The organism is Paenibacillus glycinis (assembly GCF_009909185.1).
In the GTDB taxonomy this organism is placed as follows: Bacteria; Bacillota; Bacilli; order Paenibacillales; family Paenibacillaceae; genus Paenibacillus_Z; species Paenibacillus_Z glycinis.
In genome coordinates this window covers 40,603-60,832 of sequence record NZ_JAAAMV010000038.1, presented here as the reverse complement: position 1 = coordinate 60,832, position 20,230 = coordinate 40,603, and the positions used below count along the sequence as shown (strand labels likewise).

Below are 20,230 nucleotides of genomic sequence, written 5' to 3'. Positions count from 1 at the left end.
CATTGTTCAGTTTTCAAGGAACAAGTTCTTTTCTCGTATCGCCCATGTCTCAGCGGCGACTTGATTAATATATCACAAGGCTAAGAAACAATGCAAGGGTTTTTTGATATTTTTTTGTACACCTGTGAATAACCGTTTGAATCAACGGTACATGCGCATATTGAGCACATAGCGGGACAATTCTTTCGGGGAGGCGATTCGGGCAAACATGCGAAAAATGACCTTGTAGCGTTTGGCAATGGCCGTCTTGATATCTCCGTCCAGCCTGGAATCGTTCAAATCGAGCAGCATTTCGTCAAGTTCTTTGCGTAGTACGTAGTCGAGTTCTTTGCATTCTTTGTCGTTGAACAGTATTCCGAGCATAACCTTCCGGCAGCCCCCTTCGCTTATTCGGCCACAACGGCCAACGAAACGAATCCGCGGCAGCGATTCAACCGCGCCGGATCGTTTCTTCGGTCACGGGAACGCGCAGCGCTTACCCGGAAACCAAAAACGGCGTCTATCGCAAGTCGCGATAAACGCCGCTTTATTGTTATGCACAGAAAATGGAAATTTTATTACTCGCCGAGCAGCCAAACCGTCACGGTGCTTTCAATGATTGCCGCTGCCACCAACATTACGGCTATCAGGACGATAACCGGAAGGGTGCGCTGCATGAATTTCTCGAATTCTTGTCCCCACCCGCTCTTGCGCGTAAACACCGAACCGATTCCTTGAAAAATCATTTTGCCGAACCGCAGTCCGTATGCACAAGCGATTACGATGGCAGCCAATTCGATAATGCCATGCGGGAGAAGCCCCTTGACGATAACGTCGAATAACATCCCGTTTCCCTGATCCGCCGTCTTGTGAATCAAATAGCCGATCATCATCCCGTTAATGGCTAGGAAGACGACGGGAATTATGCCGAAAAACGCGCCGAGGTACATTACGAAGACCGCTTTAATGACGTTATTCAATAAGATGAACAACATTAAATACAGCGTCGGATGACTGCTGGAGTCGATGTTTTGCGCGATGTCCCGCAATCCGCTCATCTGGCTTTGCATAAAGCTGTCCAGCGCCGGATTCGTCGCGCCGACGACCATGCCGGCAAGCAAAAAAATCGTGCTGAAGGCGAGGTAATGACGCATGGACTTCAAATGGCGCAAAATTTCACGTGGAGCGAACATACTTGGCTTCTCACCTCTGCTGGGGCTGATTTTGGCTTCAAGACGAATAAGTTGGTCGTACGAGCATAGATTGTACTAATACAAGCCTAAGGAGAGGAGTGCCGATCCATCCATGAATATGTTTTATGTCATGAACGGAAGAAAATTGAAGCGATATTTTCTGATGACAGTGGGGATCATGTTCGCGGCAGGCGTCATTTACGCCGAAAAGGACAATATTACGGTGTTCGCCGAAGATCAGCCGGCAGCGATTTACAGCGTTCCGACAGACAAAAAGGTCGTGGCGTTGACCTTCGACATCAGCTGGGGTGAAAAACGCGCCGAGCCGATTCTCGACGTCCTGAAAGAAAAAGGCGTCAAAAACGTGACGTTCTTTCTCTCTTCCCCTTGGAGCCAAAGCCACCCCGATATCGTGAAAAAGATCGTAGACGCCGGTTATGAAATCGGGAGCCACGGCCATAAGCACGGCAATTACAGCACCTACAGCGACGAGGAAATCCGCACGCAAATCGAAACGGCGCAGACGATTTTGACTCAGGTGACCGGCAAAACGCCGACCCTCATCCGGATGCCTAACGGCGATTTCGACAAGCGCGTGCTGCGGATCGCGGAACAGATGAATTATAAGGTCATTCAATGGGATACGGACTCCCAGGATTGGATGAATATCGGGACGGACAAAATCGTGAACCGCGTCGTGTCCAAAGCGCATCCCGGCGATATCATCCTGATGCACGCCAGCGATTCCGTCAAACAAACGCACGAGGCGCTTCCCGCGATTATCGATCAACTTCGCGATAAAGGCTATGAATTCGTAACGGTATCGGAACTGATCGCGCAAACGGAGCTGCAGGGCAAAACGGTCCAAGACAAGACCGCCATGTTCGAGCAGCTCGATGCTTCGGCAGCGCAGTGATTTCGATACGAACGTTAATTAAGCGACCGGTTTCGCATTGGACGATGCGGAGCCGGTCGTTTGTTCTTTGCGCAGCAATCGATGCAGCCACATGATTTGATACGCGTTGCACGCAAACATCGGAATGACCATGAACGCCATTGCCGTTACATTGCTTTGGAGCGCTTGCCACGCTTCCAGCAGCGTCACGACGACCAACAGAAACACCGTCGGAATGAACGCGGTGCCGTTGGTCTGTTTCGCTTTGACATAAGCGACTGCCGAGGACGCGATGGCCAGCGCCAGCGGAAGCACCCAAAATATCCAGCCGTTATTTAATTTCGCGCGGTCCTGATACAGCATATACCCTATTCCGCCAAGCGCGAACAGCGAAGTGTACGCTTGCAAGGCGTTCCAAAGGTACCCTTTGCGAAGTACGCTGAGCGCGATGTAATTGAGCGTTAGATACGAAAAAAAGCCCATCTGGCTGAACGCGCCGAACAGCAACCCGACGAGCGCCATGGTCAGCAGGTTAAAGCCCGTTGCTTTCAGGCCGAGTATGCCGAAATCAGGATCGATCCATTGCATGAAGGTGCCGATAATGGCGGACACGACACCTCCGACCGCCATCGTGCTCCAGAATAAAAAAAACCATTTGCGTAAGTTCACGGTACATGTCTCCTAAATGTTTGTTGCGCCTCATCCTTGCCTATTCGTTACTAAGCATGGAAGCGCTGACTTCTTATGGCTTGCATCCGTATGAAATTCTCCGTCTGCTTGGTTCATCCTGGCAGCAAATCATTCGGAGATGCTCGATATTTCAGCGCTGCCATTGCCCAATAGCCTGGTCTTTTCCATTTTACCACGTCCGCCTTAAAAAGCTACGCCGCGTCCATGATAATCCCTTGAACAATGTCGCATACTACACGCAGGACAATGTCGTAATTTCAGAAGGGAGACAGGGACATCATGCTCAAGCGTTTCGTATGGGTGGGTGCCGCAATAATTTTATCCTCCATGCTGTCAAGCTGCGGCTCCGAGCCGTCCAGTGCATCAAGCGAACCGATCAGCTACAAAGACATGAAGTCGATGGTAATTGACATACTCAAGACGGAAGACGCGCAAAAGGCGCTTCAGGAATCGGCCGTTTCTTCCACGGGCAATAATGGCATGGGCTCGAAGCTGCTTACGGTCCAAGACCAAGAGCAGGTGCGCATGGCCGTCAAAGAAACCTTGGTTTCTCCGGAGTACAACAAAGTCATCGAAAAGTTGATGACCGATCCGCGGTTTGCCGGCGAGTTCTCGCAAGCGGTCAATAAACAAAACAAGCAAATCCACAAGGACTTGCTCAAGGATCCGAGCTACCAAAAAGACATGATCCAAGCGATGAAAAGCCCGGAAATGGATAAGATGATTCTGGATGTCCTCCAAAGCAGCCAATATCGCAAACAAGTCATGACCATCATGCAGGACTCGATGCAAAGCCCGCTATTCCGGATGGAAATACTCGACCTGCTTAAAAAAGCGGTACAGGAAGAGCTTAAGCCGAAACCGGACGAAAAAGTCACCAAATCCAAAGAGGGCGAAGGCGGCGGCGGCGAAGGCGAAGGCGGCGATCAAGGCGAAGGCGGCGATCAGGGCGACGGCGGCATGGGTGAACAAGGCGGCGGATGATGACCCCTGCTCCTGTTGCATGGAAGGGTCTGCTGTGAACGTGCAACGTGAAAAGCCAACATGCTCACGGATCGTGAGCCATGTTGGCTTTTTCGCTGTCGTATCGCCGACTATGCCTCGCACTTGGCGATGACGCGGTCCGCGATCTCCAGGTAAATGCGACCCGTGTCGGTATCTTCCTTGTACACGGACGGGGAAAAATCCGGCTCCGAAACATGGTTGTCCGGCGCTCCGAGCGGAATCTGGGCCATTAACTCGGCATTGAGGGACTCGGCCAACCTGGCACCGCCACCGCGGCCGAAAACATAATCATGCTCGCCGTCTTTATTGAGGTAGTACGACATATTCTCCACGACGCCGATGATTTCATGCTCGGTTTTGATTGCCATTGCACCTGCTCGGGCTGCCACGAAAGCGGCCGTTGCATGCGGCGTGGTCACGATGATTTCTTTGCTTTGCGGAATGAGCTGGTGCACGTCGAGGGCGACGTCGCCCGTTCCCGGCGGCAAATCCAGGAGCAGGTAATCCAGCTCGCCCCATTCGATCTCGGCGAAAAAGTTGCGCAGCATCTTGCCGAGCATCGGTCCGCGCCATACGATCGGCGCGTTGTCTTCGACGAAAAAGCCCATGGACATGACGCGCACGCCGAACTTCTCGATGGGGATGACCCGCTCGTTCACGATCTGCGGGCGTTCTTCGATCCCCATCATGTCCGGCACGCTGAAGCCGTAAATGTCGGCGTCGATGATTCCGACGCGTTTGCCCTTGCGGGCCAAGGCGACCGCGAGATTCACGGTCACCGTGGACTTGCCGACGCCGCCCTTGCCGCTGGCGACGGCAATGAACTGCACTCCGCTGCCTTCGGCGAGCAGCGGGTGTGCCTCGAGCCCGGCCCCGTGACCGCGTACGGGGCCTGCGCCCTTCGGCGGCGGCGCAGCCTGCCCGGCGCCGCCGGGAGCGCCTGCGGCGGGCGCAGCGCCCTGCGTGCCCGCCGGGGCGGCCTCGCCGGCCCGAAACCGGCAGTGCACGGTTTCGGCGCCGGCCGCGGCAAGCGCTTCGCGCAGCGCAGCCTCGAGCGCGCGCTCCGCGGGCGCGGGCGCGCCAATGACCGTGAGCGATACGCCACGGTCCTTTACGACAACATCGCGGAAGACGATCGTGCCTTCCGCATTATAAGGGGCCGCCGCGGACTCGGCGGCCTTTAATGCTTCCTCGCGGGTAATCATGGCAGCTTCTCTCCTCTATCCCAGTGATACTGGCTCATCCATTATAGCAATACGCCGGAGCCGTTCCAAGCGGGGTCAGCTTCCGGTTTTGCCGCCGGCCGCGCCTCCCGGGTTGCCCGTCCCCCATTTTTCCCCCGCGGTAAACCGCAGCACGCCTTGATATATGGAAGCCGCAACCTTCTTCTGGTATTCGGAATCCGCCAGACGCGTCGCTTCGCCGGGGTTGGACAAGAACCCGACTTCCACAAGCGCGCTCGGCACCTCGTCCATCGCTTTCAGCAAATAAATCGTATTGACCGTGGCCGCGAGACGCTCGGTATTGCCCAGATTTCGCCGGATCTCATCCTGAATCAGGGAAGCCAAAATAGCATTTTCAGGCTGGTTCGGATAAAAAAACGTCTGCGCCCCCGACCATTTCGGCGATGGAATGCTGTTCATATGGATGCTAAGCAGCAGCGAAGCATGCTTGTCTTTGACGAACTTGGCGCGATTAAGCAGATCCTGCGTCTTCCGCTTGCTGATCTTGGACGTGCCTTCCTCCGCGAGATCGTAATCGCCCTCCCGCGTCATCACGACGATCGCCCCGGCTTGCTGAAGAAAATCCCGCAGTTGCAGCGCGATTGCCAGATTAAGATCCTTCTCCACCAAGCCCTGCTTGCTGACCGCGCCGCCGTCCACGCCGCCATGACCCGCATCAATGGCAATGACTTTGCCGGATAACGGCAGCGTCCAGTAGGTCCACGTCCGCGTCGCGGGCACTTCTTGCGTCAATAATACGACCGTGAGCATGACTGCCGCGATGCCTAACCCGATTCGCGCCGCGCCCCGGTACGAAATCCAAACCAACAACCGTTTCCGAACTCCGCGCATGCAAAAAGCCACCCCTATCTCCATCCGATGATCGTGCAGGAGGCTGTCCTGCGTTCTTTATCATCTTATGGGACGAGGCGGCCACTTATGCGGACATCCTGTTTAAATTAAACCGGTTGGCTGGACATGCCTTCGATCAGAATTTGAGCGACTTCCGGACGCGAGAACTCCGGCGGCGGGCAAATGCCGTCACGCAGCAAAGCGCGTACCTTCGTACCGGATAGCGTCAGATGGTCTTCCTTGCCATGCGGGCAAGTCTTGCTGGAAGCCATGTTGCCGCATTTGGTGCAGAAGAAGCTGTGTTCGAAGAACAGCGGCGTAATGCCGAGATCATCGGCAGGGAACGACCGAAGCAAATCCTGCGCCTCATACGTCCCGTAGTAATCGCCTACGCCCGCATGGTCGCGGCCGACGATGAAATGCGTACAGCCGTAATTCTTGCGGACCATCGCGTGGAAAATCGCTTCCCGCGGTCCTGCGTAGCGCATTGCCGCCGGAAACACGCCAAGGAACGTGCGATCTGCCGGATAGTAATTCTCAAGCAACGCGATGTAGCTCTTCATCCGGACATTCGCCGGTACGTCGTCGGATTTCGTTTCGCCGACAAGCGGGTTCAGAAAAAGCGCATCGACGATCTCCATGGCGCATTTCTGAATATATTCGTGTGCCCGATGAACCGGATTCCGGGTTTGGAACCCAACGATGGTCTTCCACCCCTTCTCCGCGAATATCCGCCTCGTCTCCGCCGGATCAAAGTAGAATTCATTGAACTTCTCGGGTACCGGACGATTCAACACGGTGATGGATCCGCCGACATACGTCGCAGGACGGCTGAACAATTTGGCGACGCCTGGATGCTCCACATCGTCGGTCTTGAATACGTTGAGCGCTTCATGCTTCTGGTCGACGGCATAGATGCTCTCGATCTCGATCACGGCATAGATAACGCCGTCTTCGCCGACAAGCGCAGCGCGTTGACCCGCGGACAATTCGGATGCCTTTGCTTCTTCTACAGCCAATGTAATCGGTATGCTCCATACCGTGCCATCCGCAAGACGCATGCGTTCGACGACCGAGCGGTAGTCCGCTTCGTTCAAAAACCCGGTAAGCGGCGAAAATGCCCCTACGGCAATCAAATCCAAATCCGAAATGGTCCATGTATTGACGACGATGGACGAGAGATTTGCCGCTTCGGAGAGCAGCGCGTCGCGCTCGGCTCCAGTCGCGACTCGATTGATGAGTACGCCGCCATGCGGCTCAATGCTGCTCATTGTATGCAAGTGCCTCCTAAGGTTTTATCGCGTTACTGCCAGGTTAAGCTTATTTATGCAATCCGCACTCCGTTTTCTCTTGTCCCGCCCAACGTCCCGCACGCGGATCCTCGCCCGGCATGACTTGACGCGTGCAGTATTCGCAGCCGATGCTTGGATAGTTGTTGTCATGCAACGGGTTGTAATAAACATTGTTCTCGCGGATATAGTTCCAGACATCTTCGGTCGTCCAATCCGCGATGGGATTGAATTTCACCAAACCGAATTTCGTGTCGTATTCGATCTTCTTCGCGTTCGCGCGCGTTGGCGCCTGGTCGCGGCGAATACCCGTAATCCAAGCTTCGTACTTGGACAGAATTTGCGTCAACGGCTGCACTTTCCGAATATTGCAGCATTCGTTCGCATTGGATTTCCACAGCTCTTCGCCGTATTGCGCCGCTTGCTCCTCCGGCGTAATGGCAGGTTTCACTTCAACGAATTCAAGACCGTAGATTTCGGCCATTTTATCGCGCGTCTCGTACGTTTCTTTAAAATGAAAATCCGTATCCAGGTAGAAAATGTCCGTCTTCGGGCTGATTTTTTGCAGCATATCGACAAGCACGACATCTTCCGCGCCAAAGCTGCATGCAAATGTGATATTCGGGAATGTTTCAACCGCGTATTTTAAAATCTCTTGCGGCGTCGCACTCTCCAGTTCTTCCGCTTGCTTGGTAATAAGCGCTTCTTTCTCAAAAAGGTTCATGGATGAGTCCCTCCGTTTGCAAATTCCAAGTAAATTGATCTACATTAAATTATACGTCCATTGGTCATAATGTTCAATGACTGAAATACGCCAAAATGATGAAAAAAATGCCTCCACTGCTAAGCAGCGAGGCATTTTGTCGGTATAGATTAACGTTTCGAGAATTGTGGTGCACGACGAGCAGCTTTGAGACCGTATTTTTTACGTTCTTTCATACGTGGGTCACGCGTCAGGAATCCGGCGCGTTTCAAAGCTGGACGGAATTCCGGGTCTGCTTTCAGCAGTGCGCGGGAAATGCCGTGACGGATTGCGCCCGCTTGGCCGGAGATACCGCCGCCATGCGCAATAACCAGGATGTCGTACTTGCTTGCCGTTTCAGTCAGTGCAAGCGGTTGTTTCACGATCAGCTTCAACGTTTCCAAGCCGAAGTATTCATTCAGGTCGCGCTTGTTAATAATGATTCGTCCTTCACCCGGCACGAGACGTACACGTGCTACAGAGTGTTTACGACGACCCGTTCCATAGTATTGAACTTGTGCCATGAAACTGTCCTCCCTCTATTTACCCGCGAAGTTCGTAAACTTCTGGATTTTGTGCTTGATGTGGATGTTCTGCGCCGGCATAAACTTTCAGCTTCATCTTCATTTTGTCGCCCAGACGATTCTTAGGCAACATGCCGTAGATCGCTTGCTCCAAAACTTGGTCCGGTTTGTTCTTGATCATGTCTTGAGCAGGGGTTACTTTCAAACCGCCCGAGTACATCGAGTGACGGTAGTACATTTTGTTTTGAAGCTTTTTGCCCGTCAGGTGAATTTTCTCTGCGTTGATGATCACGACGAAATCGCCAGTGTCAACGTGCGGAGTAAATTGTGGTTTGTGTTTGCCGCGGATGATGCTTGCCGCTTCGCTCGCAAGACGGCCAAGCGTTTTGCCTTCCGCGTCAATGACGTACCATTTGCGTTCAACTTCATTTGGCTTAGCCATATAGGTAGTGCGCATGGATGATCCTCCTTCTTCATTCAAACGATCGATTCATTTATAACATTAGTTGCCGTTTCACCGGCTTCAATTACGTTCGTAAGCATTGCTATTGGCGGCCATTCTTAGTCGGGGCTGTGGGAGAGCCACTAAGAAAGCACAAGTTATATTCTACTACATTGGCCTAGCAAGTGCAAGCTCTTTCTTAATTGGACAAACCTCGCCGGATTGGAAAAATCCTGGTTAATCGTCATACTCCACGTCCCACAGCATCAAGCCATGCGCCATTGCCGTAGGACCCGCCGCCGACCTATCCCGAGTCTCGAGGATTCGTTTGAAATCGGCAGCGCTCAGCTTGCCTTCCCCAACCCAAAGCAATGTCCCCACGATGATCCTTACCATGTTATACAAGAACCCGTCCCCGGTGAGGAATATATCCAACTTGCCGTCGGTCTCCTCTATGCGCGCATCCAGAATCGTGCGCACATGCGTCGTTTTCGTGGAACGCTTCGAGGCAAAGGACGTAAAGTCGTGTTTTCCCTTCACGCAGGCGATGGCTGCTTTCATTTCCTCGAGAAGAAGCGGCATCGGATAATGCAAACGATACTTCCGTTCGAACACGTTGCCGAACTTGCTCGTATCGATTCCATATCGATAGGTTTTGCGTTTGGCAAAGTAAGAGGCATGAAAATGCGGGGGCACCTCGTCCGCCTGCAGAACGACGATATCATCCGGCAGCCTGGAGTTGAGCGCAAGCGCCCAACGATCAACCGGTATGGGCGATGAGGTTTTGAAATTAATCACTTGGCGTCTGGCATGGACACCGGCATCGGTTCGACCGGAAGCCGTCATGTCCACGTGTTCGCCCGTAAGCACGCGTATGGCTTGCAGCAGCACATCCTGAACGGTATTGCCGATCGGCTGCGTCTGAAAGCCATAATACGTTGTTCCGTCATAACTGATCGCCATGCGAATATTGCGCACGCCGCTCCCCTCCACAGAAGCCATCTCGGGCAACAAAAAAAGGTGGCCGCAAGGTCCACCCTTCGTTTGCTACGCGCGATCCACCAGTTCCAAATAAACCATAGGCGCCGCGTCACCGCGACGAGGACCTAGTTTCAAAATACGCGTATAGCCGCCCGGACGCTCCGAATAACGGGTAGCAAGCTCGGAGAACAATTTTTGAATTGCATCCTGCTCACCTGCTGCAATGGACTCGCGGCGAACAAAAGCTGCCACTTGACGACGTGCATGCAGATCACCGCGTTTCGCAAGCGTGATCAGCTTTTCGGCGATAGGACGAAGTTCTTTCGCTTTCGCTTCCGTCGTTTGAATACGCTCATACAAGAACAAGTCAGTGACAAGATCGCGGAACAATGCTTTCCGGGAGCTAGCGTCACGGCTCAGTTTTGAATATGCCATCGAAATTCCCCTCCTTAAACCAGTCTTACGACCTTAGTCTGTGCTGCTCTCTATTCCTCCATGCGAAGGCCAAGACCGAGCTCTTCCAGCTTCTCTTGAACTTCCTCCAAAGACTTGCGTCCGAGGTTGCGGACCTTCATCATGTCTTCTTCGGTTTTCGTGATCAGCTCTTGAACGGTATTGATTCCCGCACGTTTCAGACAGTTATAAGAACGTACCGAGAGATCGAGTTCTTCGATCGTCATCTCCAGCACTTTCTCTTTCTTGTCTTCTTCTTTTTCAACCATGATCTCGGCATCTTTCGCTTCGTCCGTCAGACCGACGAACAGATCCAGATGCTCTGTCAAAATTTTGGCGCCGAGGCTGACAGCCTCTTCCGGACGAATGCTTCCGTCGGTCCAAACTTCAAGTGTGAGCTTGTCGTAGTTCGTCACTTGACCAACACGAGTGTTCTCAACCGTGTAGTTAACACGGGTAATCGGTGTGTAGATCGAATCCACGGGAATCACGCCGATCGGCTGATCTTCCCGTTTGTTGCGATCTGCTTGCACATAACCGCGTCCGCGATTAGCAAATACCCGCATGTGGAGCCGTGCACCGGAGGCCAGCGTCGCGATATGAAGATCTGGGCTTAAAATCTCGACATCGCTGTCTGCGCGAATATCGCCAGCCGTAACGTTGCCATCACCTTCCGCGTCAATCTCCAATACCTTCTCTTCGTCGGAATGGATTTTCAGCGAAAGGCCTTTGAGGTTCAGGATGATTTCAGTTACGTCTTCCATCACACCTGGAACCGTAGAGAACTCGTGAAGTACACCGTCGATTTGAACTGAAGTTACAGCTGCGCCGGGCAGCGACGACAGCAGGATCCTCCGAAGGGAGTTCCCGAGCGTCGCTCCATACCCGCGTTCAAGCGGTTCAACAACGAAACGTCCGTATGTGCCATCCTCGTTCAATTCTACGGATTCGATTTTCGGCTTTTCGATCTCAATCACTAATAGTACCCTCCCTCAAAACGTCGCTCCGTTACCATTATCGCGTATGCAGTCAAATCATGTAGTATGGCAAACCTTCACAACCATTATTCACAAGTTGCAGTAATTTGATACCACAAATTTTGGAACTATACGCGACGACGTTTTGGCGGACGGCATCCGTTATGCGGAACCGGCGTTACGTCTTTAATGAGGTTAACTTCAAGGCCTGCTGCTTGCAGGGAGCGGATTGCCGCTTCACGGCCAGCGCCTGGACCTTTAACCATGACTTCGACAGTTTTCATGCCATGTTCCATAGCCGCTTTCGCTGCGGATTCTGCAGCCATTTGAGCGGCATAAGGCGTGCTCTTCCGGGAACCTTTAAAGCCGAGGTTACCCGAGCTTGCCCAAGAAATCGCATTGCCGTGCGGGTCGGTAATCGTAACGATCGTATTATTGAACGTCGAGCGGATATGCGCCACGCCAGAGTCAATATTTTTACGGTCACGACGTTTCGTACGAACCACTTTCTTTGGTTTTGCCATTTCGGTTATCCCCCCTTATTATTTCTTCTTGTTCGCTACAGTCCGACGAGGACCTTTACGCGTACGAGCATTTGTTTTGGTCCGTTGACCACGAACCGGAAGACCGCGACGGTGACGAACACCACGATAGCAGCCGATCTCGATCAGACGTTTGATGTTAAGCGAAATTTCGCGACGCAGGTCGCCTTCCACTTTAACCGTTTTGTCGATCGTTTCGCGCAGTTGGCTAACTTCGTCTTCCGTCAAATCGCGAACACGGGTATTTTCGCTAATACCGGTCGTGCTCAAGATTTTGTTAGCAGTCGTTCTGCCAATACCGAAGATGTACGTCAGCGCGATGACAACGCGTTTATCACGCGGTAAGTCTACACCAGCAATACGTGCCATGTACCGTTATCCCTCCTTTATCCTTGTTTTTGTTTGTGTTTCGGATTTTCACAAATAACCATGACATTGCCTTTGCGGCGAATGACTTTACATTTTTCGCAAATCGGCTTGACCGACGGTCTAACCTTCATTGTGATTACCTCCCGAATTCTTTCGTCGGCAGACCGCTGACGGCCTACTTCCGATAGGTAATGCGTCCTCTGGACAAATCGTAAGGCGACAACTGAATGACTACTTTATCTCCGGTCAGAATGCGGATGAAGTGCATTCTGAGCTTACCCGAAACATGGGCGAGAATCTGATGTCCGTTCTCCAGTTCCACCTTGAACATAGCGTTAGGTAGTGGTTCGATGACCGTACCTTCGACTTCAATGACGTCTTCTTTGGCCATAGTCATTCTCCTTTCCCTTGCACTGCCTTCTGAATGGCATAACGCAGTTTCGCGTTTGTTACACGGCCGGTTTCCCGCATGCTGTCAATCACTTCATGACTGACGACCGGCTGCATCTCGAGATGCAGAATGTTTTTCTTCTTCGATTGATCGAAGCGACGTTTGTCTCCGTCGGCCACAAGTACGAAACGTTCGTCCAGCAGTTGAACGATCACGGCGTATGAGCCCTCGTCTTTTCCCCGCAGCACTTTTACGACTCGGCCAATCTCCGGTTTATTCTCCAAGCGTTCTCAACCTGCCTGCTCCCTGGTTCGGGTTAAAATTTCACAGCCATCCGCCGTTACAGCCACCGTATGCTCGAAGTGAGCGCACCATGATTGATCTTCGGTGACGACTGTCCAATTGTCCGCCAGTGTGCGCACGTACCGCTCTCCGATGTTGACCATCGGTTCGATCGCCAGCACCATACCCGGCTTCAGGCGCGGTCCGCGGTCAGGCATGCCGTAATTCGGAATTTGCGGTTCCTCATGGAGCTCAGCTCCGATCCCATGACCGCAATAATCGCGAACGACGGAAAACCCGGCCGCCTCGATTGCTTGTTGGATCGCATGCGAGATAGTAAACAAGCGAACTTCCGGTTTCACGAGTGCGAGTCCCGCATAAAGCGACTGTTCTGTAATGTCGAGCAGCCGTTGCGCCTCTTCACTAATACGGCCGACGCCGTAGGTCCACGCCGAATCGCCGTGATACCCTTTATACTGCGCCCCGATATCAATACTGATGATGTCGCCATCGTTCAGTTTGCGCGAGCCCGGAATGCCATGTACCAGCTCATTGTTCACAGAAGCGCAAATGCTGGCAGGAAACTGATTGTACCCTTTAAAAGAAGGTGTTGCGTCCTGGCTGCGAATGTACGTTTCAGCGATTTCGTCCAATTCCTTGGTGGTCACGCCCGGCCGAACCGCCTCTTTAAGCAAGCGATGCGTAACCGCTACAATTCGTCCAGCTTCTCTCATATACTGCAATTCCGCTTCGGACTTGCATACGATCATTCCGCAGTTCCCCGCAAGCAGTTCACGATGTCCGCCGTTACCTCGTCGATTTCCTTCTCGCCGTCCACTTCGCGCAAAACCGCTTTGCTTGCGTAGTAATCAAGCAATGGAGCCGTTTTGGAGATGTATTCGTCAAGACGCGTGCCTACTTTCGCTTCCGTATCGTCTGACCGCTGATACAGCTCGCCGCCGCATTTATCACAGACGCCTTCCTGCTTCGGCGGGTTGAACATGACATGGTACGTGGAGCCGCACGATTTACAAATGCGACGACCGGTCAGACGCGCAAGCAGCAAACCGCGGTCAACCTTCAAGTTAACGACGTGATCGATACTGCGTCCCATTTCTGCCAACATTACGTCCAGTGCTTCTGCCTGCTGCAGCGTGCGCGGAAATCCATCCAACAAGAAGCCTTCGTTGCAATCCTCGAGCTGCAGGCGTTCGCGAACGATGCCGTTCGTGATTTCATCCGGTACCAAGAGACCTTGATCGACGAATTCTTTCGCCTTTTGTCCGAGCGGAGTGCCTTGCTTCATTGCCAGACGGAATGCATCGCCGGTCGAGATGTGCGGGATGTTGAATGTCTCCACGATCCGCTCTGCCTGCGTGCCTTTTCCGGCTCCTGGAGGGCCCATGAATAAGATGTTCATTAGCGTGTTCCTCGCTTTAAACATAATAGGCTCGGCCGGGTTCCGTCATCCTGCAAGATGCTCGGAATCCCGCTTGCGAACCTAGTGTTATTTATTGATAAACCCTTTGTAGTGGCGTTTGATCAGCTGCGTCTCGATTTGCTTCATCGTATCCAGCGCAACGCCGATTACGATCAAGAGCGAGGTACCGCCCAGCTTCACGTCACGAGGCAAATCCGCGAGGGTTCCGAAGAACACCGGCAGAATCGAGATGACCGACAAGAAGATCGCCCCGCTCAATGTGATCCGTGACATGACGCGCGTAATGTAAGAAGAAGTCGGTTTGCCTGGACGAACGCCCGGGATATAACCGCCATTTTTCTTCATTTGATCAGCCATCTGCACCGGATTGATTTGCACGAACGTGTAGAAGAACGTAAACGCAATAATCAAGATTACGTACAACACCATGCCAAGCGGCTTGTCGTAGTACATATGCGTTTGAATCCATTGGGCCCACGGACGAGTCGACCAGAAATTCGCGATCGTAACCGGGAACATCAAAAGCGATACCGCGAAGATGACCGGGATAACGCCTGCGCCGTTTACTTTCAGCGGAATATGGGTCGATTGACCACCGTACATTTTCCGGCCAACCACGCGCTTCGCGTATTGTACCGGGATTTTGCGAATCCCTTGTTGGACGAAGATAACGCCCACAATGATCGCCATGATCGCAATAATGATCGCAACCACTTTAACGATCCCCAAGAAAAGCGCGTCGCCCGCATCCACGAACTCTTGCGAGTAGATGGAACGAGCATGTGCCGGAAGTCGTGCTACGATACCGGCAAAGATCAGGACAGAGATCCCGTTACCGATGCCTCTCTCCGTAATTTGCTCACCGAGCCACATGAGGAAGGCTGTTCCTGCCGTCAGGATAATCGCGATCACAATGTAATCCGTGACGGTTGCGCCAGGAATCATATCGTACTGATACTGCCGGTTAAATCCGATTGCGGTACCAAAGCCTTGGACAAGGCCAAGAATGATTGTTCCGTAACGGGTGATTTGTGCAAGTTTACGTTTTCCGTTCTCGCCTTCCTTCGCCCATTCGGCGAATTTGGGGATAACGTCCATCGACAGCAGCTGCACGATGATGGATGCGGTGATGTAAGGCATGATCCCGATCGCGAAGATCGAGAACTGGAACAACGCCCCACCCGAAAACGTATTTAACAAACCAAACAATTCAGAACCGGCCTGGTCCGTCTGAGTGAATACATCCTTATTGACGCCCGGCACCGGAATAAAGGAACCGATACGGTAAACCAACAAGATGAACAGTGTGAACAGGATCCGTTTGCGAAGGTCTTCCACTTTCCAAATGTTAGACACGGTCTTGAACAATTAGATCACCTCGGTTTTACCGCCGGCAGCCTGGATTTTCTCTACCGCAGATTGAGAGAACTTGCTTGCTTTTACCGTAAGTTGAACCGTGATTTCGCCATTACCCAAGACTTTGATGCCGCTTTGCGGGTTTTTAACGATACCTTGCTCCAACAGCAGTTCAGGCGTTACTTCAGTGCCGGCCGCGAAGCTGTTCAACTCATCGATGTTCACAATCGCATACTCTTTACGGAACGGGTTGTTGAAGCCGCGTTTAGGCAAGCGACGGTACAATGGGTTTTGACCGCCCTCGAATCCTGGGCGAACACCGCCGCCGGAACGAGCATTTTGACCTTTGTGACCGCGACCCGATGTCTTACCGTTGCCGCTACCGATACCACGGCCAACGCGGAAACCCTCTTTACGAGAGCCCGGTGCTGGTTTGAGATCATGCAATTTCATCGTCGTTGCACCTCCTTAAAGTTTTGCATTGCTTTCTGACAAAGCCTGCTGGATCAGCAAAACTCTCCACGAAAGCATTCGTATTCATGTTTCGCCCCGATTGGCGATTATGCTTGTACTTCTTCAACTTTTACCAAGTGGCTGACACTGTTGACCATGCCGCGGATAGCCGGGCTGTCGTTGTGGACAACCGATTGACGAATTTTGCGAAGACCAAGCGTAGCAACAGTCGCACGCTGAATCTCGTTGCGACCGATCAGGCTGCGAACGAGGGTGATTTGCAATTTTGCCATCGTATTCTCCTCCTTAGCCCAAAAGCTCTTTCACGGTTTTTCCACGAAGTTTAGCAACGTCCTCGGCACGTTTCAGACGGGAAAGTCCTTCAAGTGTCGCGTTAACCATGTTCATGGAGTTCGAAGAACCAAGCGATTTGGTCAGAATGTCGCCCACGCCCGCAAGCTCAAGAACTGCGCGAACAGGTCCGCCTGCAATTACTCCTGTACCTTCGGAAGCTGGTTTGAGCAATACGCGGCCAGCGCCGAAATGTCCAAGTACTTGGTGTGGAATGGTTGTTTTTACGAGTGGAACATGAATCAGGTTTTTCTTGGCGTCTTCGATACCTTTGCGGATCGCATCAGGTACTTCGCCAGCTTTACCGATCCCTGCGCCAACGTATCCTTTACCGTCGCCTACAACTACCAGCGCGCTGAAGCTAAAACGGCGTCCGCCTTTTACTACTTTCGCTACGCGGTTGATTTGAACTACCTTCTCGGTGAGTTCCAACGAGTTTGGATCAATACGCAAGTCGATTTACCTCCTTCATAAGTATTATCGATTAAAACTCAAGGCCTGCTTCGCGAGCTGCATCAGCCAGTGCTTGAATTCTTCCGTGGTACAAATATCCGCCGCGATCAAATACGATTTGGTCTACGCCTTTCGCTTTTGCGCGAGCTGCGATGACTTCGCCGATTTTACGAGCTGCTTCAATGTTGCCGCCATTGCTGATTTGTTCTGCGACTTCTTTGTCGACCGTGGATGCCGATACGACCGTTACGCCTTGAACATCATCGATGAGTTGAGCGTAGATGTGTTTGGAGGAACGGAATACAGAGAGACGCGGACGCTGCGTAGTGCCGTTGATTCTCTTGCGAACACGCAGGTGACGTTTGTGACGTGCTTTGTTTTTATCGCCTTTTGTAATCATTCGTTGTACACTCCTTTCTGCTGTCTTTATGCTATCCGATTAAGCTGCCCTAAGCGGCTGCTTATTTTTTCTTACCGGCTTTACCTTCTTTACGAAGGATGCGCTCGCCTTCATACTTAATCCCTTTGCCTTTATACGGCTCAGGCTCGCGTACGGAACGGATCTTCGCAGCAGTTTCGCCGACGAGTTCTTTGTCGATGCCTCTTACGATGATCTTCGTATTCGAAGGAACTTCGAATTCGATGCCGCCCGCAGGCGTGATTTCAACTGGATGCGAGTAACCAACGTTAAGTACGATTTTCTCGCCAGTTTTATTTGCACGGTAACCAACGCCTACCAGCTCCAGGTTTTTCACAAAACCTTCGGTTACACCGCTAACCATGTTAGCGATGACGCTGCGAGTTGTACCGTGAAGAGAACGATGCAGTTTATTGTCGGAAGGACGTTCGATCGTGATGACGCTGTCCGCTACTACCACTTTCATGTCTTTGTGGATCGGGCGGCTCAGGGTACCCTTCGGTCCTTTAACTGTGATGACGCTGTTGTCCAAGTCGATGTTTACACCACCGGGAACTTGGATCGGTTTACGGCCAATACGAGACATTGTTACACCTCCAATCTGTGACGGTTAATTACCAAACGTAGCAGACAACTTCGCCGCCGGACTTTTGTTGGCGAGCTTCTTTATCAGTCATAATGCCTTGGGACGTGGAGATGATCGCCATTCCCAGGCCGCCAAGCACGCGAGGCACTTCAGTGCTCTTCGTGTATACGCGCAGACCCGGTTTGCTGATGCGTTTCAGCCCCGTGATGACACGCTCTTGGTTCGGGCCGTATTTCAAGAAAATACGGATAATCCCTTGTTTGTTATCTTCGATATACTCAGCATCACGAATGAAGCCCTCGCGTTTCAAAATTTCTGCGATTTGCTTCTTCACTTTCGAAGCAGGCATTTCTACCGTCTCGTGACGCACAACGTTTGCGTTGCGAATGCGTGTAAGCATATCTGCGATCGGATCAGACATAACCATTGTGTAAACCTCCTTCCCGAACTAGGCTGATTACCAGCTTGCTTTTTTAACGCCAGGAATCTGGCCTTTGTATGCTAATTCACGGAAACAAATCCGGCAAATTTTAAACTTTTGCAAAACGGAATGCGGACGGCCGCAACGTTCACAGCGTGTGTAAGCCTGCACTTTGAATTTAGGAGCACGTTGCTGCTTAACCTTCATCGAAGTTTTTGCCACTTGGTATTACACCTCCTGTGGATTACTTCGTAAACGGCATGCCCAATTGGGTCAGCAGTTCACGAGCTTCTTCGTCCGATTTTGCCGTCGTGACGATGACGACGTCCATACCGCGAACTTTATCTACTTTATCGTATTCGATCTCTGGGAAGATCAATTGCTCTTTCAAGCCGAGTGTGTAGTTGCCGCGGCCGTCGAACGCTTTGTTCGAGACACCGCGGAAGTCGCGTACGCGAGGGAGAGTGACATTGAACAGTTTATCCAGGAAGTAGTACATGCGCTCGCCGCGCAGCGTTACTTTAACCCCGATTGGCATATTCTCGCGAAGTTTGAAACCGGCAATCGATTTCTTCGAGCGAGTTACAACCGGTTTTTGACCCGAGATCAGACGCATGTCTTCAACGGCGGCATCCAGTACTTTGGAGTTCGAAACCGCTTCGCCGACACCCATGTTGATGACGACTTTCTCGATCTTAGGCACCTGCATAACCGTTGTATAGTTGAATTTCTGCATCAAACCAGGCGTGATTTCATTCAGAAAACGATCTTTCATTCTTGCTGCCATGTAACGTGAACCTCCTTTCCTTCTCGGTCAATTAATCGATAACTTCGCCGGATTTTTTAGCGACCCGGACTTTTTTGCCGTTATCAAGCACTTTGTATCCGATACGAGTTACTTTACCGCTCTTCGGATCGATGTGCATAACGTTGGATACGTGAATCGCCGCTTCTTGCTCGATAATGCCGCCTTGCGGATTAGCTTGCGAAGGACGCGTATGTTTCTTCACCATATTGACGCCTTCGATAAGAACGCGGTTTTGACGCGGATACGCAGCAATGACGCGGCCTTTTTTGCCTTTGTCTTTGCCCGTGATGACCATAACCGTGTCGTCTTTCTTCACGTGCAATTTATTGTTGTGGGACTCCAACACTTTTTTCAACCGTGGCATGAGTTACACCTCCTGCGTGCTTGCGCCGAACGCGCAAAGTCTTTATTAGATAACTTCCGGAGCAAGCGATACGATTTTCATGAAGTCGCGGTCGCGAAGTTCGCGAGCTACTGGTCCGAAAATACGTGTGCCGCGCGGGCTCTTGTCTTCCTTAACGATAACAGCTGCGTTTTCGTCAAATGCAATGTAAGATCCGTCTTTACGGCGAACAGCGCGTTTCGTACGAACGATAACCGCTTTGACTACATCACCTTTTTTGACAACGCCACCGGGTGTTGCTTGTTTGACGGAACAAACGATCAAATCACCGATATGGCCGACACGACGTCCAGTACCACCGAGCACACGGATGCACATCAGTTCTTTCGCGCCGGAGTTGTCAGCGACAGCCAAACGTGTAAATGGTTGAATCATTTCAACGTCCTCCTTTCGGGAAAATGCTTACCGGGAAGCATTCTTACAGAATAACAGCAGCTTCAACGATTTCGACCAGGCGGAACCGTTTGTCTTTCGATAACGGGCGAGTTTCCATGACTTTGACGATATCGCCGATCTTAGCTTGGTTATTCTCGTCATGCGCCTTGAATTTCTTCGTGTATTTAATCCGTTTATGGTACAGATCGTGTTTTTTGTACGTTTCAATCGCAACTACGATTGTTTTGTCCATTTTGTCGCTCACGACTTTACCGATTTGAACTTTGCGGGCATTGCGTTCGCTCATGTTCATCCTCCTTCCATACATTCGTTATT

General features: G+C 51.8%; 33 protein-coding genes. 2 read left to right on the top strand and 31 right to left on the bottom strand.

Features of this window, described 5'->3' with window-relative positions; all coding sequences use genetic code 11:
- Window positions 1-141 precede the first annotated feature (141 nt).
- Both GT019_RS30975 and GT019_RS30970 read right to left on the bottom strand, forming a co-directional pair.
- Window positions 142-363 carry a hypothetical protein gene (locus GT019_RS30975; protein ID WP_161747307.1) on the bottom strand — a complete coding sequence of 74 codons (222 nt, stop codon included), beginning with the start codon at window positions 361-363 and terminating at the stop codon, window positions 142-144.
- A 194-nt stretch (window positions 364-557) separates the two neighbouring features.
- The gene (locus tag GT019_RS30970; RefSeq protein WP_161747306.1) at window positions 558-1,172 is read right to left on the bottom strand and encodes a stage II sporulation protein M; all 615 of its coding nucleotides are present in this window, start codon (window positions 1,170-1,172) and stop codon (window positions 558-560) included.
- A gap of 112 nt (window positions 1,173-1,284) precedes the next feature.
- Between GT019_RS30970 and pdaB the strand changes: the two genes are divergently transcribed.
- Window positions 1,285-2,088 (top strand): polysaccharide deacetylase family sporulation protein PdaB, encoded by an 804-nt coding sequence (pdaB, locus tag GT019_RS30965; RefSeq protein ID WP_161747305.1) that lies wholly within the window; start codon window positions 1,285-1,287, stop codon window positions 2,086-2,088.
- A gap of 18 nt (window positions 2,089-2,106) precedes the next feature.
- On the opposite strand, the gene GT019_RS30960 is transcribed toward pdaB, so the two are convergent.
- Window positions 2,107-2,736, bottom strand: a complete 630-nt coding sequence (locus tag GT019_RS30960; RefSeq protein ID WP_328804091.1) for a KinB-signaling pathway activation protein — start codon at window positions 2,734-2,736, stop codon at window positions 2,107-2,109.
- 300 nt (window positions 2,737-3,036) lie between these two features.
- Here GT019_RS30960 and gerD point away from each other — a divergent pair, with 300 nt between their 5' ends.
- Entirely contained in the window at window positions 3,037-3,741 is a 705-nt protein-coding gene (gene gerD, locus GT019_RS30955) for a spore germination lipoprotein GerD (protein ID WP_161747304.1), read from the top strand.
- Between the two features lie 110 nt (window positions 3,742-3,851).
- Here gerD and GT019_RS30950 read toward each other — a convergent pair whose 3' ends face one another.
- The 28 genes from GT019_RS30950 to rpsQ all read right to left on the bottom strand — a co-directional run bounded on the left by GT019_RS30950 (window position 3,852) and on the right by rpsQ (window position 20,201).
- Complete coding sequence (locus GT019_RS30950; RefSeq protein ID WP_161747303.1) at window positions 3,852-4,967, bottom strand: P-loop NTPase; 1,116 nt, start codon at window positions 4,965-4,967, stop codon at window positions 3,852-3,854.
- A gap of 75 nt (window positions 4,968-5,042) precedes the next feature.
- Window positions 5,043-5,837: an N-acetylmuramoyl-L-alanine amidase CwlD gene (cwlD, locus tag GT019_RS30945; protein ID WP_161747302.1), complete on the bottom strand. Its 795-nt coding sequence runs from the start codon at window positions 5,835-5,837 to the stop codon at window positions 5,043-5,045.
- A gap of 107 nt (window positions 5,838-5,944) precedes the next feature.
- Window positions 5,945-7,108, bottom strand: a complete 1,164-nt coding sequence (gene sat, locus GT019_RS30940; RefSeq protein WP_161747301.1) for a sulfate adenylyltransferase — start codon at window positions 7,106-7,108, stop codon at window positions 5,945-5,947.
- Between the two features lie 49 nt (window positions 7,109-7,157).
- Window positions 7,158-7,850: a phosphoadenylyl-sulfate reductase gene (locus GT019_RS30935; protein WP_161747300.1), complete on the bottom strand. Its 693-nt coding sequence runs from the start codon at window positions 7,848-7,850 to the stop codon at window positions 7,158-7,160.
- A gap of 149 nt (window positions 7,851-7,999) precedes the next feature.
- The gene (gene rpsI / locus GT019_RS30930; RefSeq protein ID WP_126011507.1) at window positions 8,000-8,392 is read right to left on the bottom strand and encodes a 30S ribosomal protein S9; all 393 of its coding nucleotides are present in this window, start codon (window positions 8,390-8,392) and stop codon (window positions 8,000-8,002) included.
- 19 nt (window positions 8,393-8,411) lie between these two features.
- Complete coding sequence (gene rplM, locus GT019_RS30925) at window positions 8,412-8,849, bottom strand: 50S ribosomal protein L13 (RefSeq protein ID WP_161747299.1); 438 nt, start codon at window positions 8,847-8,849, stop codon at window positions 8,412-8,414.
- Window positions 8,850-9,071: 222 nt separating this feature from the next.
- Complete coding sequence (gene truA, locus GT019_RS30920) at window positions 9,072-9,812, bottom strand: tRNA pseudouridine(38-40) synthase TruA (protein ID WP_161747298.1); 741 nt, start codon at window positions 9,810-9,812, stop codon at window positions 9,072-9,074.
- 69 nt (window positions 9,813-9,881) lie between these two features.
- A complete protein-coding gene (gene rplQ / locus GT019_RS30915) occupies window positions 9,882-10,250 on the bottom strand; it encodes a 50S ribosomal protein L17 (RefSeq protein WP_161705125.1) in 369 nt (122 codons plus the stop codon).
- A gap of 50 nt (window positions 10,251-10,300) precedes the next feature.
- The gene (locus GT019_RS30910) at window positions 10,301-11,245 is read right to left on the bottom strand and encodes a DNA-directed RNA polymerase subunit alpha (RefSeq protein ID WP_161705123.1); all 945 of its coding nucleotides are present in this window, start codon (window positions 11,243-11,245) and stop codon (window positions 10,301-10,303) included.
- 128 nt (window positions 11,246-11,373) lie between these two features.
- Window positions 11,374-11,769, bottom strand: a complete 396-nt coding sequence (gene rpsK / locus GT019_RS30905) for a 30S ribosomal protein S11 (RefSeq protein WP_090649131.1) — start codon at window positions 11,767-11,769, stop codon at window positions 11,374-11,376.
- Window positions 11,770-11,787: 18 nt separating this feature from the next.
- Window positions 11,788-12,156, bottom strand: a complete 369-nt coding sequence (gene rpsM, locus GT019_RS30900) for a 30S ribosomal protein S13 (protein ID WP_091225571.1) — start codon at window positions 12,154-12,156, stop codon at window positions 11,788-11,790.
- Between the two features lie 17 nt (window positions 12,157-12,173).
- Complete coding sequence (gene rpmJ, locus GT019_RS30895; RefSeq protein WP_003333770.1) at window positions 12,174-12,287, bottom strand: 50S ribosomal protein L36; 114 nt, start codon at window positions 12,285-12,287, stop codon at window positions 12,174-12,176.
- Between the two features lie 44 nt (window positions 12,288-12,331).
- Complete coding sequence (infA, locus tag GT019_RS30890) at window positions 12,332-12,547, bottom strand: translation initiation factor IF-1 (RefSeq protein ID WP_015847200.1); 216 nt, start codon at window positions 12,545-12,547, stop codon at window positions 12,332-12,334.
- Between the two features lie 2 nt (window positions 12,548-12,549).
- Complete coding sequence (locus GT019_RS30885; RefSeq protein WP_161747297.1) at window positions 12,550-12,831, bottom strand: KOW domain-containing RNA-binding protein; 282 nt, start codon at window positions 12,829-12,831, stop codon at window positions 12,550-12,552.
- Between the two features lie 6 nt (window positions 12,832-12,837).
- A complete protein-coding gene (gene map / locus GT019_RS30880) occupies window positions 12,838-13,599 on the bottom strand; it encodes a type I methionyl aminopeptidase (RefSeq protein ID WP_161747296.1) in 762 nt (253 codons plus the stop codon).
- A complete protein-coding gene (locus GT019_RS30875; protein WP_161747295.1) occupies window positions 13,596-14,249 on the bottom strand; it encodes an adenylate kinase in 654 nt (217 codons plus the stop codon). The genes map and GT019_RS30875 overlap by 4 nt, the downstream gene beginning before the upstream one ends.
- A gap of 87 nt (window positions 14,250-14,336) precedes the next feature.
- Window positions 14,337-15,638 (bottom strand): preprotein translocase subunit SecY, encoded by a 1,302-nt coding sequence (gene secY / locus GT019_RS30870; protein ID WP_161747294.1) that lies wholly within the window; start codon window positions 15,636-15,638, stop codon window positions 14,337-14,339.
- Window positions 15,639-16,079 (bottom strand): 50S ribosomal protein L15, encoded by a 441-nt coding sequence (gene rplO, locus GT019_RS30865; RefSeq protein ID WP_161747293.1) that lies wholly within the window; start codon window positions 16,077-16,079, stop codon window positions 15,639-15,641.
- Window positions 16,080-16,186: 107 nt separating this feature from the next.
- On the bottom strand, window positions 16,187-16,372 hold the full coding sequence (gene rpmD, locus GT019_RS30860) for a 50S ribosomal protein L30 (protein WP_161747292.1): 186 nt from the start codon (window positions 16,370-16,372) through the stop codon (window positions 16,187-16,189).
- A gap of 13 nt (window positions 16,373-16,385) precedes the next feature.
- Window positions 16,386-16,883 carry a 30S ribosomal protein S5 gene (rpsE, locus tag GT019_RS30855; protein WP_090649107.1) on the bottom strand — a complete coding sequence of 166 codons (498 nt, stop codon included), beginning with the start codon at window positions 16,881-16,883 and terminating at the stop codon, window positions 16,386-16,388.
- Between the two features lie 31 nt (window positions 16,884-16,914).
- On the bottom strand, window positions 16,915-17,283 hold the full coding sequence (rplR, locus tag GT019_RS30850) for a 50S ribosomal protein L18 (RefSeq protein ID WP_161747291.1): 369 nt from the start codon (window positions 17,281-17,283) through the stop codon (window positions 16,915-16,917).
- Between the two features lie 61 nt (window positions 17,284-17,344).
- Window positions 17,345-17,887, bottom strand: coding sequence for a 50S ribosomal protein L6 (gene rplF / locus GT019_RS30845; RefSeq protein ID WP_161747290.1), 543 nt, complete (start codon window positions 17,885-17,887; stop codon window positions 17,345-17,347).
- Between the two features lie 28 nt (window positions 17,888-17,915).
- Window positions 17,916-18,314, bottom strand: a complete 399-nt coding sequence (gene rpsH, locus GT019_RS30840; RefSeq protein WP_161705101.1) for a 30S ribosomal protein S8 — start codon at window positions 18,312-18,314, stop codon at window positions 17,916-17,918.
- Between the two features lie 30 nt (window positions 18,315-18,344).
- Window positions 18,345-18,530, bottom strand: a complete 186-nt coding sequence (locus GT019_RS30835) for a type Z 30S ribosomal protein S14 (RefSeq protein ID WP_090583249.1) — start codon at window positions 18,528-18,530, stop codon at window positions 18,345-18,347.
- Between the two features lie 22 nt (window positions 18,531-18,552).
- Window positions 18,553-19,095: a 50S ribosomal protein L5 gene (rplE, locus tag GT019_RS30830; RefSeq protein WP_161747289.1), complete on the bottom strand. Its 543-nt coding sequence runs from the start codon at window positions 19,093-19,095 to the stop codon at window positions 18,553-18,555.
- A gap of 31 nt (window positions 19,096-19,126) precedes the next feature.
- Window positions 19,127-19,480: a 50S ribosomal protein L24 gene (rplX, locus tag GT019_RS30825; RefSeq protein WP_235949619.1), complete on the bottom strand. Its 354-nt coding sequence runs from the start codon at window positions 19,478-19,480 to the stop codon at window positions 19,127-19,129.
- 45 nt (window positions 19,481-19,525) lie between these two features.
- Window positions 19,526-19,894: a 50S ribosomal protein L14 gene (gene rplN / locus GT019_RS30820; RefSeq protein ID WP_090583243.1), complete on the bottom strand. Its 369-nt coding sequence runs from the start codon at window positions 19,892-19,894 to the stop codon at window positions 19,526-19,528.
- 43 nt (window positions 19,895-19,937) lie between these two features.
- Window positions 19,938-20,201 carry a 30S ribosomal protein S17 gene (gene rpsQ / locus GT019_RS30815; RefSeq protein ID WP_090649090.1) on the bottom strand — a complete coding sequence of 88 codons (264 nt, stop codon included), beginning with the start codon at window positions 20,199-20,201 and terminating at the stop codon, window positions 19,938-19,940.
- Window positions 20,202-20,230: the final 29 nt, after the last annotated feature.

Coding starts and splice junctions, on each gene's coding strand:
- GT019_RS30975 (WP_161747307.1), bottom strand. CDS start 363: ATGCTCGGAATACTGTTCAACGACAAAGAATGCAAAGAACTCGACTAC.
- GT019_RS30970 (WP_161747306.1), bottom strand. CDS start 1,172: ATGTTCGCTCCACGTGAAATTTTGCGCCATTTGAAGTCCATGCGTCAT.
- pdaB (WP_161747305.1), top strand. CDS start 1,285: ATGAATATGTTTTATGTCATGAACGGAAGAAAATTGAAGCGATATTTT.
- gerD (WP_161747304.1), top strand. CDS start 3,037: ATGCTCAAGCGTTTCGTATGGGTGGGTGCCGCAATAATTTTATCCTCC.
- GT019_RS30950 (WP_161747303.1), bottom strand. CDS start 4,967: ATGATTACCCGCGAGGAAGCATTAAAGGCCGCCGAGTCCGCGGCGGCC.
- cwlD (WP_161747302.1), bottom strand. CDS start 5,837: ATGCGCGGAGTTCGGAAACGGTTGTTGGTTTGGATTTCGTACCGGGGC.
- sat (WP_161747301.1), bottom strand. CDS start 7,108: ATGAGCAGCATTGAGCCGCATGGCGGCGTACTCATCAATCGAGTCGCG.
- GT019_RS30935 (WP_161747300.1), bottom strand. CDS start 7,850: ATGAACCTTTTTGAGAAAGAAGCGCTTATTACCAAGCAAGCGGAAGAA.
- rpsI (WP_126011507.1), bottom strand. CDS start 8,392: ATGGCACAAGTTCAATACTATGGAACGGGTCGTCGTAAACACTCTGTA.
- rplM (WP_161747299.1), bottom strand. CDS start 8,849: ATGCGCACTACCTATATGGCTAAGCCAAATGAAGTTGAACGCAAATGG.
- rplQ (WP_161705125.1), bottom strand. CDS start 10,250: ATGGCATATTCAAAACTGAGCCGTGACGCTAGCTCCCGGAAAGCATTG.
- rpsK (WP_090649131.1), bottom strand. CDS start 11,769: ATGGCAAAACCAAAGAAAGTGGTTCGTACGAAACGTCGTGACCGTAAA.
- rpsM (WP_091225571.1), bottom strand. CDS start 12,156: ATGGCACGTATTGCTGGTGTAGACTTACCGCGTGATAAACGCGTTGTC.
- rpmJ (WP_003333770.1), bottom strand. CDS start 12,287: ATGAAGGTTAGACCGTCGGTCAAGCCGATTTGCGAAAAATGTAAAGTC.
- infA (WP_015847200.1), bottom strand. CDS start 12,547: ATGGCCAAAGAAGACGTCATTGAAGTCGAAGGTACGGTCATCGAACCA.
- map (WP_161747296.1), bottom strand. CDS start 13,599: ATGATCGTATGCAAGTCCGAAGCGGAATTGCAGTATATGAGAGAAGCT.
- GT019_RS30875 (WP_161747295.1), bottom strand. CDS start 14,249: ATGAACATCTTATTCATGGGCCCTCCAGGAGCCGGAAAAGGCACGCAG.
- rplO (WP_161747293.1), bottom strand. CDS start 16,079: ATGAAATTGCATGATCTCAAACCAGCACCGGGCTCTCGTAAAGAGGGT.
- rpmD (WP_161747292.1), bottom strand. CDS start 16,372: ATGGCAAAATTGCAAATCACCCTCGTTCGCAGCCTGATCGGTCGCAAC.
- rplR (WP_161747291.1), bottom strand. CDS start 17,283: ATGATTACAAAAGGCGATAAAAACAAAGCACGTCACAAACGTCACCTG.
- rplF (WP_161747290.1), bottom strand. CDS start 17,887: ATGTCTCGTATTGGCCGTAAACCGATCCAAGTTCCCGGTGGTGTAAAC.
- rpsH (WP_161705101.1), bottom strand. CDS start 18,314: ATGGTTATGTCTGATCCGATCGCAGATATGCTTACACGCATTCGCAAC.
- rplE (WP_161747289.1), bottom strand. CDS start 19,095: ATGGCAGCAAGAATGAAAGATCGTTTTCTGAATGAAATCACGCCTGGT.
- rplX (WP_235949619.1), bottom strand. CDS start 19,480: ATGCCACGGTTGAAAAAAGTGTTGGAGTCCCACAACAATAAATTGCAC.
- rplN (WP_090583243.1), bottom strand. CDS start 19,894: ATGATTCAACCATTTACACGTTTGGCTGTCGCTGACAACTCCGGCGCG.
- rpsQ (WP_090649090.1), bottom strand. CDS start 20,201: ATGAGCGAACGCAATGCCCGCAAAGTTCAAATCGGTAAAGTCGTGAGC.